The sequence below is a fragment of the Rhodoblastus acidophilus genome (assembly GCF_900187365.1).
In the GTDB taxonomy this organism is placed as follows: Bacteria; Pseudomonadota; Alphaproteobacteria; order Rhizobiales; family Beijerinckiaceae; genus Rhodoblastus; species Rhodoblastus acidophilus.
In genome coordinates this window covers 1,061,194-1,077,376 of sequence record NZ_FYDG01000001.1, presented here as the reverse complement: position 1 = coordinate 1,077,376, position 16,183 = coordinate 1,061,194, and the positions used below count along the sequence as shown (strand labels likewise).

The following is a 16,183-nucleotide window of genomic DNA, read 5'->3' as shown; positions in this document are numbered from 1 at the left end:
TATTTAAATGCCGCCGTCGTGCGGGGCGCCGCGAAGCCGGCCGCTCACGCCGGGGGCGGCGGCGCGCGGGCGATGAGCCGCTCGCGCAGCGACGCCTTGATGCCGATGCACAGCGCCCAGAAAATCCACATGTAGTTCCAGAAATGCACGGTGATGCTGCTGAACATGAACAGAAGCAGCACGATGGCGAAGCCGAGATTGAGGCGCCGGTCGGTCACGGCCGCCGCGTCGTCGTCCTCGAACCCGCGCCGCCGCGCGGGCCACACCGCCGCAATATTCGCCCAGGCCAGCAGGAGGATGGCGGGCGCGCCGTAGCGCAGGGCCTCGACCAGCCAGACGCAATCGACGGTGGAGTCGAGAATGGGATCGTTCAACAGGTTGAAGGCATAGCCGGTGAGGGGATTCTCGTCGATTTTCGCGAGGGCGCGATCCCAGATGATCATGCGGAAAAAGCCGCTTTCCGGGTCGAGCGTGAGGTGGGAGACGATCCAGCCGATCGGATGTTCGACCAGAACGAACAGGACGCACAGCGCGGCGCCGACCAGGCCCCAGAACAGCCGCCAGCGCGCGGTCAGATTCGGCAGCAGGCGGTCATAGGCATAGGCGGCCGAGCCGAGCGCGAACGCCATCAGCGCCGCCGAGGATTGCGACGTCAGGCAGCCGACAAGGCACAGCAGCGACAGCGCCGCGCGCTGCGCGCCGTTGCGCGCCCACAGCAGGACGAGGGCGTTGACGAGCGCGCAGAACACGCCGAACTGGATGGGATGGTCGAGCGTCGCCGTCGCGCGTATGGCGCCGTCGCGCGAGACCGGCGTCAGCGCCGATCCGCCGAACAGCGCCGCCGCCGCGTCGTGCGCCAGCCAGCGGTTGGTGAGGCGTTCCGCGATGGCGATCGCCACCATGGCGAAGGTCAGCCCCAGCAAGATCCGCATGAAGGCGTCGAGCGTGGCCGGCGCGAAATAGAACGCCCGGCCCACCAGATAGCCGAACAGGAATTGCAGACTTTCCGCCGCCGGCGAGGCCAGCTCGCCAAAACCGCCGACCGACGCCGCGGCGCCGATCATCCATAAAGCTGTCAGCAAGGCGGCGAGATCGGCGGCCATCAAGCGACGTCCGCGCCGGAACAGCAGGACGAGGGCGGGGATGACCAACAGGGTGACGCCGAGACGTCCGGCCGTCATTTTGGCGCCGGCGACGTGGACCTGCGCCTCCCAGCCTGGAATCACCAGGCCCATCAACACCAGCGCGTTCACCATCAGGCGACGCGGGCCGGCCTCGGCGTCCGAGCGCGAACGCGCGGGGGCGGGCCATGCGGCGGCGAGGGGCGCCTCGGGCGCCAGGCTGCGGCTTGCGTTCACGCCCGCTCCCGCGTTTCGGCCGCCGCGCGCCGGGCGACGGCGATGATGTCGGCGGCGAGCCAGGGTTGGGCGATCCGCGGAATGCGGCCATCATAGGACGCCAGCCGGGGGTGCGGAATGAAGCGGGCGGTCTCCAGCGTCAGGCCCGCTTGCCGGCACCACCGCGCGACCTGGCCAGCCGAGGTGAAATGCGCGCCGGATTTCTCGAAACCCAGCGGCGTCTCCAGGCGCCGGATCCGGATCTGGCGCAGGGCGGCGGGCAGGCTGGCCATGTTGGGGCAGCTCAGGATGACCGGGGCGCCAGGCGCCAGCAGCGCGCGGAACGCCGTCAGCGCCGCGACGGGATCGGGCGTGAGATGCAGCAGGTTCAGCATCAGCAGCGCGTCGAAGCGCCGGCCGGCGAGGCGGCGCGGCGCCGTCGCCAGATCGGCGTCGCACATCTCCACCCCGGCCTCGGCGGCGGCGCGGCTGCTCACCGGATCCATCGGCGCGGCGGTCACCGCGACGCCGGCCCGCGCCAGCGCGATTTCGGTCGCGCCGCTGGCGCAGCCGACCGAGAGAATGCGCGCCGCCTGCGGGGGAACGAGGCGGAGGATTTCCGGCGCCGCCGGCTCATAGAAATCGCGGGAATAGACGCCTTCCGGCAGGCGGGTTTCGGCGTCGAGCAGGCGCAGCGGCGGGCGCCGGCCGCGCGCGATGTCGGCGAGCGCGGCGAGCTGCCTCCGCATTTCCGTCTCGTCGACGCCGACCTTGCCGGCGTATTTGTTGGACATGTGGTGGACGGTGAAATCGTCGAGGCGGGAAATCGGAATCAGCTTGGCGAAACCGCATTGCGTATACGGGTCGGTGGCGGCGGTGCACAGCAGATCGTAGCGGTCCGCATGGGGCTTGACCGCGAAGCCGCCGGAGGCCAGCGCGCGCCCGAGCTGCGCCCGGGTCAGCATGTAGCAGGCGGCGTGGTCGTTGGTGAAGCGGGCGAGGGTGAGCGGCCCGCGCGTGCGAACCGAGGTCGGGTCCCAATGGTACCGCCCGTGCGCGTCGGGATAGGTCCGCCGTCCGTCCGGGGTTGTTTCGAAGCGCAGGAAGCCGGCGATCTCGTCGTCGCGCAACAGCGGCGCGACCTCAAGGAAGGCGGCGATGGCGCGCGCTCCGATCAGGATGTCGTCCTCCGAATAGATGAACAGATCGTAGGCCGACGCCCGTTCCGCAAACAGCGGCTTGTGCGCGAAGGGCAGGGACCACGGGTTTCTCGACGGCAAGCCGACGCGGGTCTCCACGCCCGGGCCGAGCGTTTTGTCGATGTTGGAGAGCACGACAATGTCCACATCGAACGGCAGCGACCGGTATTCCGCGATCATGCGCTTGAGATAAGCGTCGTTGCCCGAGCCATAGCTGGCGATCGCGACCAGCGCCTTTGCGACGCCGATGTCGCGCCGGCGGCTCGGAACGGTTTCGCAAAGCTCGGCGACAGGCCCGCCGTAGTTTCCGTTGTCTTCCATGCTCCGTCCAATGTCCTGCGCGCCAGGGGCGGGACGGCCCGCCCCCCGGCTTTCCCGATGACTCGGCGATTGAATAATGCCGATTTATAATTTAATTCTGATATTATATGCCCGCAGTTTAAATACAATGGTTTTTAATTTGGAGGCGCCGGCGCATGAGGATCCTGGTTTACCCGCACGCGATGGAGCTGGGCGGATCGCAGATCAACGCGATCCAGCTGGCTGGCGCGGTGCGCGATCGCGGACATGAGGTGATCGTCCTGTCCGAACCGGGGCCGCTGGTGGCGCGGGTGCGCGCGCTGGGGCTGGAGCATGTCGCCCTTCCCCTCGAACGCAGCCGTCCCTCGCCTTCGGCCATTCTCGCGTTGCGCCGGCTGGCGGCGCGGCGGCGCATCGACGTCGTCCACGGCTACGAATGGCCGCCGATCATCGAAGCCCTGCTCGCGGTGGGGTTTTCGCGGCGCGTCGCGGTGACCGGCACGGTGATGGCCATGTCGGTCGCGCCGTTCCTGCCGCACCTGCCGCCGCTGGCGGTCGGCGCCGCGCAGATCCGCAAGTCCGCTCTGGCGCAGGGCCACCGGCGGGTGGCGCTGCTGGAGCCGCCGGTGGACACGCGCGCCGATCACCCCGGCGCGGACGGCGGCGATTTTCGCGCGCGGCTCGGCGCGCGGCCCGACGACATCGTCGTCGTCATGGTGTGCCGTCTCGTGCCGGAATTGAAGCTGGAAGGTTTGCTTGCGGCTTGCGACGCCGTCGCCGACCTCGCGGCGGCGGGCGGCAGGATCAGGTTGGCGATTGTCGGAGACGGCAGGTCGCGCGAGACGGTGGCGGCGCGCGCGGCGCGCGCCAACGCCGCCTGCGGCCGTGAGGTCGTGACGCTCGCCGGCGAGATCGCCGATCCCTCGCCGGCCTATGCGGGCGCCGACATCGTGGTCGGACAGGGCGGCTCGGCCTTGCGCGGCATGGCTTACGGCAAGCCGCTCGTGGTGGTGGGCGAGCAGGGCTTCGTCGAGACGCTCGCGCCAGCGACCGCGCCGCTGTTTCTGCGGCAGGGCTGGTACGGGCTGGGGCCGGGTTCGCTGGGGGCGGGCGCGCCCGCGTTGAGCCGGGCGCTGGAGGCGCTGGCGCGCTCGGAGGAGGCGCGGCGCACGCTCGGGGCTTTCGCCCGCCAGCTTGTCGTCGAGCGGTTCAGCCTGGACCGCGCCGCCGCGTTGCAGGAGCAGGAATATCTGGCCGCGATGGCGGAGCGGATCGCGCCCGCGCCGCTCGCCGCCGATCTCGCCCGCAGCCTGAGCCTGCTGGCGGCGAGCAAGTTGCGCCGCAAGGTGCAGCGCTGGCGCGGGACGGTCGCGGTGGACGACACCAACGCGCTGGCGGCGGTGGCCGCCGTCCTGCGCCGCTGACGGCTCAGGCCTGAAGGCGCAGCTCCGCCTTCAGCGCCGCCGCGACATGGCGCTGGTCGTCCTCGCTCATTTGCGCGTAGAGCGGCAGCAGGATGCAGCGGTCCTGCGCGCGCTCGGACAGGCGCAGGTCGGCGCGCGCCGCGCCATTGGCGAAAGGCGCCTCGCGATGCGCGCACATGATGCCGCGCCGGGTGGCGACGCCCCTGTCGAGCATCCGCTGCATCACCTCGCGCTGATCGACCTCGTCGGGCAGGCGCACGCAATAGCTTTGCCAGTTGGAGCGCGCCCAGGCCGGTTCGCCCGGCAGGCCGAGGCCGAGCGGAGCGAGCATTTCGCCATAGCGCGCGGCCAGGGTCCGCCGGCGCGCCACCAGTTCGGGCAGCCGCTTCAGCTGGCCGCGGCCGATCGCCGCCTGGATGTCGGTCATGCGGTAGTTGAAGCCGACCATGAGGTAATCCTCGAAGATCACCGTGGGCGAAGCGTGGCGCACCGTGTCCGGCGCGCTCATGCCATGCTGGCGCAGCAGCCGGAAGCGCCGGTCGAGCGCGGGATCGCGCGTGGTGATCATGCCGCCCTCGCCGGTGGTGATGACCTTGCGCGGGTGAAACGAGAAGCAGGCGATGTCGCCGCGCGGGCGGCCGATCGGCTCCCAGTCTCCGTCGATGTTGATCTGGCTGCCGGCGGCGCAGGCGGCGTCCTCGACCAGGGCGAGGCCGCCCCGGTCGGCGATCTCGACCAGCGCCGCGAGGTCGCAGGGCATGCCCATCTGATGCACGGCGACGATGGCGCGCGTGCGCGGCGTGATCGCCGCCGCGACGCGTTCGGGGTCGATGTTGTAGCCCTCCGCGCCGATGTCGACGAACACCGGCCGCGCGCCGCAATAGCGGATGCAATTGGCGGTGGCGATGAAGGAATGGCTGACGGTGATCACCTCGTCGCCCGGCCCCACGTCCAGCGCCTTCAGGGCGAGGTGCAGGGCGCTGGTGCAATTGCTCACCGCGCAGGCGTGGGGGGCGCCGACCAGCGCGGCGAATTCGCGCTCAAACGCCTCCACCTGCGGCCCTTGCGACACCCAGCCCGACAGCACGGCGGCGTGGGCGGCTTCGGCTTCGGCTTCGTCGAGCAGCGGCAGCGCGATCGGGATCACGACGCCACCGCCTGACGCTCGACCGCGACCGCGGCGGGGCGCTCGGCCCGCCACCACTTGACCAACTCGGACAGCCCCTTGTCGAGCGATGTGGTGGCGCGGAAACCGAGCAGGCGTTCGGCCTTGCCGGTCGAGGCGAGACGGCGCGGCACGGGGTTGATCGAACGCTCCGGCGCGCATTCCGGCGTCAGGCCGCGCCGGCCCATAGCGGCGGCCAGCGCCTCCGCCAGTTGCCGCAGGCTGGTTTCGGTTCCGCTGGCGACGTTGAACACTTCGTCGCTGGCCTTGGCTTTGGCGCCGAGAATATTGGCGCGCGCCACGTCGCGGACGTGAACGAAATCCATGGTCTGCTGTCCGTCGCCGAAAATGATCGGCGGCAGGCCGGCCTCGAGACGCTCCATCCAGCGGATCAGCACCTCGGTGTAGCGGCCGTGGATGTCCATGCGCTCGCCATAGACGTTGAAATAGCGGAAGGCGACATAATCAAGCCCGTACATGTCGTTGAAGGCGCGAAAGAGTCCCTCGTTGAACACCTTCGCCGCGCCATAAAGGGTGCGGTTGGCGTAGGGGTTCTGGCGCTCGGTGGTGGGGAATTCCTCGGCCAGCCCATAGACCGAAGCCGAGGAGGCGGCGATCAGCTTTTCGACATGATGGGCGACGCACAGCTCCAGCAGGTCGAAGGTCGCCTGCGCCATCACTTCCATCGCCAGGCGCGGTTCGGCGGCGCAATGGGTGATGCGCAGCGCCGCCTGGTGTAACACGATGTCGGAGGATCGCACCAGCGATTCCATCAGCCGGGCGTCGCGGATGTCGCCCTCGACCAGCCGCACCGGGCCGCGCGCCAGCGCGCGTTTGAGGTTCTCGGGGCGCCCCCTGACCATGTTGTCGAGCGCGACGATTTCGATGCAGCCCTCGTCGCATAACAGATCGACGATATGGGAGCCGACGAAACCCGCGCCTCCGGTGACCAGTATGCGCTTGCCTTTCAGATCAGCCACGGCCCTCTCCTCTTTCAAATGACGCCGGCGCCTATTCGGCGGCGGCCAGGGTGAGTTTCTTCAGCAGCCGCGCCACCCCAAGCAATTGTTCGGGCTGCAATTCCGGATAGACCGGCAACGACAGGAATTCGGCGGCGAGACGCTCGGTCCTCGGCAGCGAACCCGCCGGGAAATCCGGGTCGCGATAGGCTTCCTGCAAGTGGACGGGCACGGGATAATGCACGCCGGCGCCGACGCCCTCGTCGCGGAACGCCTGCAGCATCGCGTCGCGCTGCGCCAGCCGCACGGCGTAGACGTGATAGACGTGGCGGCGATCCTCCGGCGGCGCCGGACGCCCGAGCGGCGCCAGCAGCTTGTCGTACATGCCGGCGATGGCGCGCCGCGCGCGCGTCCACGCGTCGATGTGGTCCATCTTGACGTTCAGGATCGCGCCCTGAATCGCGTCCATGCGATAATTGTAGCCGGCGAGGACGTGGTGGTATTTCTGCTCCTGCCCCCAGTCGCGCAGCAGCGCGATTTTGTGCGCGAGGTCCGGCCGCGCGGTGGTCACCGCGCCGCCCTCGCCATAGGCCCCGAGGTTCTTGCCGGGATAGAAGCTGAAACAGCCGAGATCGCCGATCGTCCCGGCGCGGCGGCCCTTGTATTCGGCGCCATGGGCCTGCGCGGCGTCCTCGATCACCACCAGCGAATGGCGGCGCGCGATCTCCATGATCGGGTCCATGTCCGCCATCAGGCCGTGAAGATGCACCGGCAGGATCGCTTTTGTGCGCGGCGTGATCGCTTTGGCGATGTGGGCTGGGTCCATCGTCCAGGTGACCGGATCGACATCGACAAAGACGGGACGCGCGCCGCAATAGCGGATGGCGGCGGCGGTCGCGACAAAGGTCATGGACACCGTGACGACCTCGTCGCCGGGGCCGACGCCCGCCGCCAGCAGCGCCAGATGCAGCGCCGAGGTGCCGCTGTTGACCGCCAGGCAATGCGGCGCGCCGCACCAGGCGGCGAAACGCCGTTCGAACGCCTCGACCTGCGGCCCCATCACATAGGCGCCGCTGTCGAGCACGCCGAGCACGGCCGCGTCGATCTCCGATTTGATCTGCTGGTACTGAGATTTTAAATCCAGGAAGGGGATCATCGAAAACTCCCATTTCCATCACGTGGATAGGTCTGCTTCAAATCAGTTTTGCACTTAAATTAAATCATATAAAATCAGAGATTGAAATTAAATTCCGCATAAGTTCGAAAGTTGCTGAACAGAGCGTCACCCCGTCGATTGCGTTTCCTCGACATCGCGCGTCTGCAGCGGCGAGGCGATCCGCGCGGGGACGCCGGCGACGATGGCGCCATCGGGCACGTCGCGGGTCACGACCGCGCCGGCGCCGACAATCGCGCCGGCGCCGATGGTGACGCCGCCGAGGATGGTGGCGTTCGATCCGATGGAGGCGCGGCGGCCGACGCGCACCGAGGCGCAGGTCCAGTCCTCGGCCGCCTGCAACCGGCCCGAAGCGGTGGTCGCGCGCGGATATTTGTCGTTGGTGAACATCACGCCATGGCCGATGAACACCTCGTCTTCGAGGGTCACGCCCTCGCACAGAAAGCTGTGCGAGGAAATCTTGCAGCGCGCGCCAATGCGGACGCCGGCCTGGATTTCGACAAACGTGCCGATCCGCGTGTCGTCGCCGATGCTGCAGCCGTAAAGATTGACCAGATCGGGATAAAAAATCCGCACGTCGCGGCCGAGCCGAACATCCTTGGCGACAGGCATGGCATTTCCTCCAGAACTCAATGGGAAACAGGCGCTGCGGGGCGCCGCAGCGCGCGGCGGTCCTCCGCCGCCGCCTTCAAGGCGGACAGCAGGGGATGATGGGTGGCGGCGAGCCCGGCCAGTCCCGCCGCAGCGATCAGCGCGCCGCTGAACGCGAGGCCGAGCGCGGGGCCGAACCAGCCGGCGCGGATCGCGGCGGCGCCGGCGGCGGCGGCGACGCCGCAGCAGGCGGCCACCACCGCGCTCTCGCGCAGCGCCGCAGCGATGTCGCGCAGCCTGAGCCCAAGGCGGCGCCCGACGAAATGCAGCGCCACCGCCGCCTGAAACGGCAGGGTCAGCAGGCAGGTCGCGGCCACCTCATCGACGCTGAAAAAGCTGGCGGCGTAGAGCGCCGCGAGCGAGGGCGGCAGCGAGATCAGCGAGCAGGTCAGCGCATCCCGGACATGGCCGGTCGCGACCAGAACCGGATAGGTCAGGCAGGCGCCGAACAACGCGAGCGAGCCCAGGCAGAGCAACCGCACCAGCGGCGCCGCGCCCAGCCAGGACGGGCCGAGCCACAGCGTGATGATCGGCTCCGCCAGCAGCGCGACGCTGAGCAGGAACGGCCATTGCAGCGCCGCCAGCAGCGACAGCGCGCGCAGATAGAGCGGCCCGAGTTCGGCGCCGGCGCGCGACTGCGAGGCGAAGGCCGGCAGCACGACGGGCCCGAGCGCCTGGATCACCAGTTTGTCGAACAATTGCGTGATGGTCATCGCGCGGCTGTAGAGGCCGACCGCGTCGAACCCCATGCGCGCCAGAAAGAAATTCGGCGCCGTGGCGTAGGCCAGATTGATCAGCGCGACGCCGCTGGAAATCAGCCCGAAATGGATGACGTCGCCGCGCCCCGCCAGCGAGGGCTTGAACAGGCCGAGGGCGTTGCGGGCTGTCACGAGACAGATCGCCTGCGCGGCGGCGCCGGCGACCTGGCCCCAGATCGGCGCGAGAAAGCCGTGGCCCTTCAGCGCCAGCGTGATCGAGGTGGCGGCGTTGCAGACATTGCCGGCGAGATTGCCGATCGAGAGCGCGCCGAACATCAGCTCGCGCCGTAGCAGCGCGGAGGCGATGGTCGCGAACGGCGTGGCCGCGAAGCCGAGCGCCGCGATCCGCACGCCATCCGCCACGCCGGTCACGCCGAACGCCGATCCCAGCGCGCCCGCCGCCAGCCAGAGCGCAAGCCCCATCGCGACAGACAGCGCGAGCGTGATGGTGAAGGCGGTGCGCACGTGAATGTCCGCGAGCGCCGTCTTCTGAATGATGTAATTGGCGCCGCCAAACTCCTGCGTGGACACCGAGATCACCGTGGTGATCGCGCCCACGACCGCATAGACGCCGAATTGCTCGGGCGTCAGCAGCCGCGCCAGCGCCGCCGTGGACAGGAACAGAATGACGAGGCTCGCGTAACGCTCGGACGCCGACAGCAGCAGCGAGCGCCGCACCAGATCCATGCTCACGCCGTCGCCCTGCGCGGCCTGTGCGCGGCCGGGAAGCTTCCGAGCCTCACCGGCTGGCCCTGGCCGGCGATGGAGCGCGTCGCCGCTTCGAGAATCTCGACGACCCGCAAGCCCGACGCCGCGTCGCACAGCGGCGCCGCGCCGTTGCGCACGCAATCGACGAAATGCTCGACCTCGCTCGCCAGCGCCTCCTTGGCTGGCACATGCGGCGCCCACATGTCGCCGGCGCGATAGCCGATGCGAAGCTGGTGGGCCTTTTCCGGCGAACCATCGACGGTGACGCCCTTGTCGTAGACCTTGATTTTTTCGGTCGGCTCCATGTCGTCGTAAACGATCATCTTCTTGCTGCCGCCGATCAGGGTCTTGCGCACCTTGACCGGAGACAGCCAGTTGACGTTCACATGCGCGACGCAGGAGCTGTCGAAGAACAGGGTGAGATGCGCCATGTTTTCCGGCGAGCCGTCGACATGGCGCGAGCCGGTGGCCGAGACCGCGACCGGCCGCTCGTCGATGATGTGGTCGATGATCGAGAGATCGTGGACCGCAAGATCCCAGATCACGCTGACGTCGCTCTGGAACAGGCCGAGACTCACCCGCGTGCTGTCGTAATAATACACGTCGCCGATCTCGCCGCGCCGCACCAGTTCGCTGATCTTGCGCACCGAGGGCGTGTAGAGGAACGTGTGGTCGACCATCAGCGTCAGGCGGCGCCGCTCCGCTTCGTCGATCAGGCGGCGGACGAGATCGGCGGTGGGCGCCAGCGGCTTCTCCACCAGCACATGCTTGCCCGCCTTCAACGCCGCCAGCGCCAGCTCGTAATGGGTATGCGCGGGCGTCGCCACGGCGATGGCTTCGACGCTGGAATCTTCCAGCAGATCCTCGAAGCGCGAGGTCGCGCTCACGTCGGGATGATGGCGCGACAGCGCGGCGAGCCGCAGGGGATCGCGGTCGCACACGGCGACGACGCGCGCCGCCGCGCTGGCGGCGAAATTGCGCACGAGATTCGGGCCCCAGTAGCCGTAGCCGACCACGCCAACCCCGAGCTGGCTGCTTCGCATCATGCTTCTCCTTCTGGGGGTCAGGCGCGCGCGGGCATGTCCTGCCAGACGCCGCGGGTGTCGATGACGTCGAGATGGCGCCGCTCCGCCAGCGGAACCATTTTGAACTCGTCGTGATCGACGAGCAGAACGGCGATCTCGCAACAATGGATCGCTTCGTCGATGGTCATGAACTCGACGCCCAGCGCGGCGAGTTCCGGGTGCGGCCTCCGCAGGTTCGGTTCGACGATCTTGATGCGCGAGCCGTATTTGGCGGCCAGATGACGCGCGACCTCCATGGCCGGGCTTTCGCGCAAATCGTCGATATTGGCCTTGAAGGCGAGGCCGCAGCAGGCGACGTTGGCGTAGGGATGATCCTCGATCAGGGCTTCGGCCTGCTCGATGATTTTTTGCGTCTTGTCGAGGTTCACCTCGCGGCTCATGCGCATCACGCGCGCGAGATCCGGCGCGGAATCGATGATGAACCAGGGATCGACCGCGATGCAATGGCCGCCGACGCCGGGGCCGGGCCGCAGCACATTTACGCGGGGGTGGCGGTTGGCGAGGTCGATCACTTCCCAGACGTTGATGTCGAAGCGGTCGCAGATCATCGACAATTCGTTGGCGAAGGCGATGTTGGCGTCGCGATAGGCGTTCTCCGTCAGCTTGACCAATTCGGCCGCGCGCGCGGTCGTCGCCACGCAGGCGCCGCGCACAAAACTCTTGTAGAAGCGCTGGGCGCGGCGCGTGCAGGCCGGCGTGACGCCGCCGATGCAGCGGTCGTTGTTGATGAGTTCGGTGAGAATTTTCCCCGGCAGCACGCGCTCGGGACAATAGGCGACATTGATGGTGGAATTGGCGTGACCATTGGTTTGGCCGTTTCCGTTCGTTTTGCCGTTGGCGCCGACATGCAGATCCGGCCGCCGCTCCAGGATCTGCGTCGCGATTCCCTCGGTCGTGCCGATCGGCGAGGTCGATTCGAGAATGACGAGATTGCCGGGCTCCAGAACATCCGTGATGCTGTCCACGGCGGCGCGCACCATGGAGAGATCGGGCCGGTTGTCGCGGTCGATCGGGGTGGGCACCGCGATCATGAACACATCGGCCGGCTCGGGTTTGGTCGAGGTTCGCAGCGCGCCGCTCGACACCACTTTCGACACGAGGCCGTCGAGGTCCGGCTCGGAAATGTGGATGGTTCCGGCGGCGACGGTTTTCACCACCTCCTCCTTGGTGTCCACCCCGAGCACCTGCATGCCGCGGCTGGCGATCAGCGCCGCCGTGGGCAGGCCGATATAGCCAAGGCCGATCATCGAGACTTTCTGAAATTCATGCATCGAGCAGCACCTTCACTATGCGTTCGCTGGCGTGGCCGTCGCCGAACGGATTGTGCGACCGCGCCATGGCCGCATAGGTCGCGTCGTCGTCGAGCAACCGAAACGTCTCGCCGACGATGCGGTCGTAATCGGCGCCGACCAGGCGCGCGGTTCCGGCCTCCACGCCCTCGGGCCGCTCGGTGGTTTCGCGCATCACCAGCACCGGCTTGCCGAAGGTCGGCGCCTCCTCCTGCACGCCGCCGGAATCGGTCAGCACGAGATAGGCCATCGACAGCAGGCTGACGAAATCGGTGTATTCCTGCGGCGAGATCAGCACGACGCGCGGATGGTTGGCGAAACGCGCGGAGAAGATGTCGCGCACATTGGGATTGGGATGGACCGGCAGCACCACGGCGACGTCCTCGCGATTGAGGATCGTCTCCAGCGCGTTCACAATGTTTTGCACGCCGCCGCCGAAATTCTCGCGGCGATGGCAGGTCACCAGAATAAGGCGGCGGTTGCCGTGGCGCTGCTTGATGTCGTCCCAGCGCCGCGCCATCCAGGGGTCCTCCTCGACCATGGTCTTGGCGAGAATCAGCGCGTCCACCACGGTGTTGCCGGTGACGTGGATGCGCGCCTGCGGCACGTTTTCGGCGAGCAGCGCGCGCGCGGCGCGTTCGGTGGGCGCGAAATGCTGGTCGGCGATGGAGCCGACGATCTTGCGGTTCACCTCTTCGGGGAAGGGGGCGTAAATGTCGCCGCTGCGCAGGCCCGCTTCGACATGGGAGACGGGGATGCGATGATAATACGCGGCGAGCGCGCCGGTCATGGCCGTCGCGGTGTCGCCCTGCACCACGACCCGCGTCGGCTTCACCCGCTCCATCACCGCGCCGATGTCGTAGAGCAGGCGCGCCGACAGATTGTCGAGGGTCTGGTTGGGCGTCATCACGTTCAGATCGAAATCCGGAACGACCTTGGCGAGCTTCAGCACCTGGTCGAGCATCTGCCGATGCTGGGCGGTGGCGCAGACGGTGACGCCGACCTGTTCGGCCTTGAGGCGCCGGATGACGGGAAACAGTTTGATGGCTTCGGGCCGGGTGCCCAGCAGAACGAGAATGCGCTGTTTCACGGTCAGCCTCCCGCCGGTTCGCTGGCGGCGCCCAGGCGCCGGCGCACCAGCGCCTGCGCCAGAATGCCCGCGAACAGCGCGTTGGTTCTTGCGTAGCGCCACGCCATGCGGCGCGGCTCCTGATAGACGCGGTACAGCCATTCCAGCCCGAGCCGCTGCACGGCTTTCGGCGCGCGGCGCACCGCGCCGGCGAGCACGTCGAACGAACCGCCGACGCCCATGACGAAGGGCGCGCCGAACTCGTCGCGATGCGCCGCCAGAAACCGCTCCTTGCGCGGCGTGGGCATGCCGATGAACAGGCAATGCGCGCCGCTCTCGCGAATGTCGCGCACCACGCCGGCCTCCTGCTCGCGCGAAAAATAGCCGTCGCGCACGCCGGCGAACCGCAGGCCGGGATGACGCGCCTGGGCGCGGGCGGCGGCGCGCCGCACGACATCGGGCGCGGCGCCGAGGAAATAGGGCTTGAACCCTTCCCGCGCGCAGAGGGCGAGCAGTTCGTTCAACAGATCGACGCCGGCGACGCGGGATTTCACCGGCAGGCCGAGCGCCCGCGCGCCCCAGAGGATGCCCATGCCGTCGACGCCGACGACGTCGCTGTTGACGACATCGGCGGCCAGCGTCGGATCGGTGCGCATGTTCACCAGCTTGGCGACATTGAGCGCGACATGCTGCAGGCGGCGCCCGTCGCGCATGGCGCGCCGCGCAAGCTCGACGGTTTCCTCCATGGAAAGAAGATCAATCGGACATCCCAGAAACGACGCGCGCATCGGTATTTCCTTCCGCCTCGGCCGGTTCGCCAGACCGGCGAGCTTCGCCGCATCTATTTAATTTAACGGGCCGGATCATAATCAAATGGTATTTAAACGCAAGTCAGAATGATTTAAATATCACTCGCATGGTGAAGGCCTTGCGGCTCGCGAAACTGTGATCGCCTGGGGTTTTTGGGCGATGATGAAAATGGGGGTTGGGAATGGTTTTAAATCGAGGAATTATCTCCGTCGTCATCCCGCATTTGAATCAGCCGGATGCGCTGGGCGCCTGTCTGGCGAGCCTTGCGGCGCAGTCGCTGCCGCGCGACCGGTTCGAGGTGATCGTGGTCGACAATGGCTCTGCCACGCCGCCGGATGAGGTGGTGGCCGCCCACCCCGGCGCGCGCCTGCTGCACGAGAGCCGGCCCGGGCCGGGGCTGGCGCGCAACGCCGGCGTGGCGGCGGCGCGGGGCGAGACGTTGGCCTTCATCGACGCCGACTGCCGGGCGCATCCCGACTGGCTGCGCAATATCGCGGCGGGGCTGGCGGCGGCGGGACCGGGGGTGGTCCTGGGCGGCGACGTGCGCATCTGGCGGGCGCAGGCGCGGCGCGCCAATGCGATTGAGGCTTATGAGAGCGTGTTCGCCTATCGGTTCAAGCATTATATCGAAAAGCAGGGCTATGCCGGCACAGGCAATCTGGCGCTGCATCGCGCTGATTTCGACCGCGTCGGACCGTTCGGCGGGATTGAGATCGCGGAGGACATGGACTGGGGCAAACGCGCCGGCGCGGCCGGGCTGCGCTTCCGCTATGCGCCCGATATGGTGGTGTTTCACCCCGCGCGCGCCACCATGCGGGAGCTTTACGCCAAATGGGACCGCCAGATCGCCCATTACCGGCGCATGGCTGAACAGGAGCGGGGCTGGCGGCTGCGCTGGGTTTTGCGCGCGCTGCTGGTGCTGGCCTCGCCGGTCGCGGGCTTTGTCACGGTGATGACCAGCGACCGGATCGAGGGTCTCGCCGCGCGCGGCAAGGCCGTCGCGGTGATGAGCGCCGTGCGCGCGCATCGCGCCGCGACCATGCTGTCGCTGTTGCGCCGCAACGGCGCCGTCGTGTGGAACCGCTGAAGGTTAAGCTGCGAAGGCGGCGTGTCCGGTCAGTTCGGGCAGATCGGCGCGGGCGCCGAACGACCACAGCAGCCAGCCCAGCTCATAGCTGCGACATTCCAGCCGCAGCTCGACCTGCGCGGGGGCGATCAGGCCGCCATGGCGTCCCAGCAGCGCGTTGGCGATCGCGCGCGCCATGCGCGGCGCCTTGCTGTCGCGCTCGCCCTTGCGGATTTGCGAGCGGATGCTGAGGCCGCCCGGCTGCAACATGCAGCGCCCGAGCTGGTTCTCGCCCAGCGCCCAGTCGAAGCCGAGCACGAGCGCCTCGCGCGCGCCGGGAACGCCCTTGCGTTCGGCCCATTCCAGCAGCGCCGGCGCCATGCCGTACTGATGGACGCTGTAAACCTCGTAGAAATCGAGAACGCGGCCGGAGACGGCGTCGTAGAACCAGGGCCATTCGCCGCGCGGGCCTTGCAGCGCGATCAGTTTGGCGACGCAGGCCGAGGCCATGTCGGTGGCGGCGCTCTCGCCGGTCAGCTCGCCGTAGTGGTAGCAGGCGAGCGCCAGGTAGATTTGCGTGGCGAAGGAGGCGAAGCGCCGCCGCAGCCCGGCGGGCGTATCGCAGAACAGGGCGGAGCCGCCCTGGAAGCGCTGCTGCAAGTAGTGGAACAGCGGCGCGGCGAACGGGCGCCATTGCGTGTCGCCGGCGCGGACCTGCGCGGCGACGCCGGTGAGCAGCAGGCCGAGATCCTGCGCATGGAAACGCCGCCAGGCCGCTTCATCCGACAGCAAGGTTCGGATGGCGAGCGCGGTTTCTTCCGGCGGCGCCACGCCGAGTTCGGCGCTTGCCCACAGCGCCATGCCAAACGCGTAGTCGCGCACCGGCAGGCGCGTCAGCTCGCGCGCATTGCGCGTGAAAACCTCCGCCGTATCGGCGTAGGGCAGGCGGCTTCGGGCGCGCGAAAGGCCGAGCAGGACGTTGAGCGTGTAGAAAACGTCGCTGTGCGGCCGCGATTCATTGGGCGTCGCGCGGCCGTCGAGATGATGGATGTGCGACCAGCGCCCGTGTTCGGGCAGCCAGCATTTCTCCAGGCCGGCGAGCGCGTAGGCCGTCAGGCGGGACGCGCGCGCGACGTCTTCGGGCTGCGTCGGTTGGGCGCCGGTCAAATCCACGGGAGAGATTTTCATC

14 protein-coding genes are annotated in these 16,183 nt (G+C 68.2%); 2 read left to right on the top strand and 12 right to left on the bottom strand.

Annotation, left to right across the window (positions count from 1 at the left end; translation table 11 throughout):
- Nucleotides 1–44: 44 nt before the first annotated feature.
- Nucleotides 45–1,358 carry an O-antigen ligase family protein gene (locus CFB24_RS04600; protein WP_104469649.1) on the bottom strand — a complete coding sequence of 438 codons (1,314 nt, stop codon included), beginning with the start codon at nt 1,356–1,358 and terminating at the stop codon, nt 45–47.
- A complete protein-coding gene (locus CFB24_RS04595) occupies nt 1,355–2,857 on the bottom strand; it encodes a class I SAM-dependent methyltransferase (protein ID WP_088519341.1) in 1,503 nt (500 codons plus the stop codon). Before CFB24_RS04595 ends, CFB24_RS04600 begins: the two co-directional genes overlap by 4 nt.
- Nucleotides 2,858–3,012: 155 nt before the next feature.
- Here CFB24_RS04595 and CFB24_RS04590 point away from each other — a divergent pair, with 155 nt between their 5' ends.
- The gene (locus CFB24_RS04590; RefSeq protein WP_088519340.1) at nt 3,013–4,260 is read left to right on the top strand and encodes a glycosyltransferase family 4 protein; all 1,248 of its coding nucleotides are present in this window, start codon (nt 3,013–3,015) and stop codon (nt 4,258–4,260) included.
- 4 nt (nt 4,261–4,264) lie between these two features.
- Here CFB24_RS04590 and CFB24_RS04585 read toward each other — a convergent pair whose 3' ends face one another.
- The 9 genes from CFB24_RS04585 to CFB24_RS04545 all read right to left on the bottom strand — a co-directional run bounded on the left by CFB24_RS04585 (nt 4,265) and on the right by CFB24_RS04545 (nt 13,906).
- Nucleotides 4,265–5,407: a DegT/DnrJ/EryC1/StrS family aminotransferase gene (locus CFB24_RS04585; RefSeq protein WP_088519339.1), complete on the bottom strand. Its 1,143-nt coding sequence runs from the start codon at nt 5,405–5,407 to the stop codon at nt 4,265–4,267.
- Nucleotides 5,404–6,396, bottom strand: a complete 993-nt coding sequence (locus CFB24_RS04580; RefSeq protein ID WP_170068151.1) for an NAD-dependent epimerase/dehydratase family protein — start codon at nt 6,394–6,396, stop codon at nt 5,404–5,406. The genes CFB24_RS04585 and CFB24_RS04580 overlap by 4 nt, the downstream gene beginning before the upstream one ends.
- 40 nt (nt 6,397–6,436) lie before the next feature.
- Nucleotides 6,437–7,540: a DegT/DnrJ/EryC1/StrS family aminotransferase gene (locus tag CFB24_RS04575; protein WP_088519337.1), complete on the bottom strand. Its 1,104-nt coding sequence runs from the start codon at nt 7,538–7,540 to the stop codon at nt 6,437–6,439.
- A 126-nt stretch (nt 7,541–7,666) separates the two neighbouring features.
- On the bottom strand, nt 7,667–8,170 hold the full coding sequence (locus CFB24_RS04570) for an acyltransferase (RefSeq protein ID WP_088519336.1): 504 nt from the start codon (nt 8,168–8,170) through the stop codon (nt 7,667–7,669).
- A gap of 17 nt (nt 8,171–8,187) precedes the next feature.
- Nucleotides 8,188–9,654 (bottom strand): oligosaccharide flippase family protein, encoded by a 1,467-nt coding sequence (locus CFB24_RS04565; RefSeq protein ID WP_088519538.1) that lies wholly within the window; start codon nt 9,652–9,654, stop codon nt 8,188–8,190.
- Nucleotides 9,655–9,656: 2 nt separating this feature from the next.
- Nucleotides 9,657–10,718 (bottom strand): Gfo/Idh/MocA family protein, encoded by a 1,062-nt coding sequence (locus CFB24_RS04560; protein WP_088519537.1) that lies wholly within the window; start codon nt 10,716–10,718, stop codon nt 9,657–9,659.
- A 20-nt stretch (nt 10,719–10,738) separates the two neighbouring features.
- Nucleotides 10,739–12,031: a UDP-N-acetyl-D-mannosamine dehydrogenase gene (gene wecC, locus CFB24_RS04555; protein ID WP_088519335.1), complete on the bottom strand. Its 1,293-nt coding sequence runs from the start codon at nt 12,029–12,031 to the stop codon at nt 10,739–10,741.
- Nucleotides 12,024–13,139 carry a non-hydrolyzing UDP-N-acetylglucosamine 2-epimerase gene (gene wecB, locus CFB24_RS04550; RefSeq protein ID WP_088519334.1) on the bottom strand — a complete coding sequence of 372 codons (1,116 nt, stop codon included), beginning with the start codon at nt 13,137–13,139 and terminating at the stop codon, nt 12,024–12,026. Before wecB ends, wecC begins: the two co-directional genes overlap by 8 nt.
- Before the next feature lie 2 nt (nt 13,140–13,141).
- The gene (locus CFB24_RS04545; RefSeq protein WP_088519333.1) at nt 13,142–13,906 is read right to left on the bottom strand and encodes a WecB/TagA/CpsF family glycosyltransferase; all 765 of its coding nucleotides are present in this window, start codon (nt 13,904–13,906) and stop codon (nt 13,142–13,144) included.
- A 203-nt stretch (nt 13,907–14,109) separates the two neighbouring features.
- Here CFB24_RS04545 and CFB24_RS04540 point away from each other — a divergent pair, with 203 nt between their 5' ends.
- Complete coding sequence (locus tag CFB24_RS04540) at nt 14,110–15,015, top strand: glycosyltransferase family 2 protein (RefSeq protein WP_088519332.1); 906 nt, start codon at nt 14,110–14,112, stop codon at nt 15,013–15,015.
- 3 nt (nt 15,016–15,018) lie between these two features.
- On the opposite strand, the gene CFB24_RS04535 is transcribed toward CFB24_RS04540, so the two are convergent.
- Nucleotides 15,019–16,182: a hypothetical protein gene (locus CFB24_RS04535; RefSeq protein ID WP_244593173.1), complete on the bottom strand. Its 1,164-nt coding sequence runs from the start codon at nt 16,180–16,182 to the stop codon at nt 15,019–15,021.
- Between the last annotated feature and the right edge of the window lies 1 nt (nt 16,183).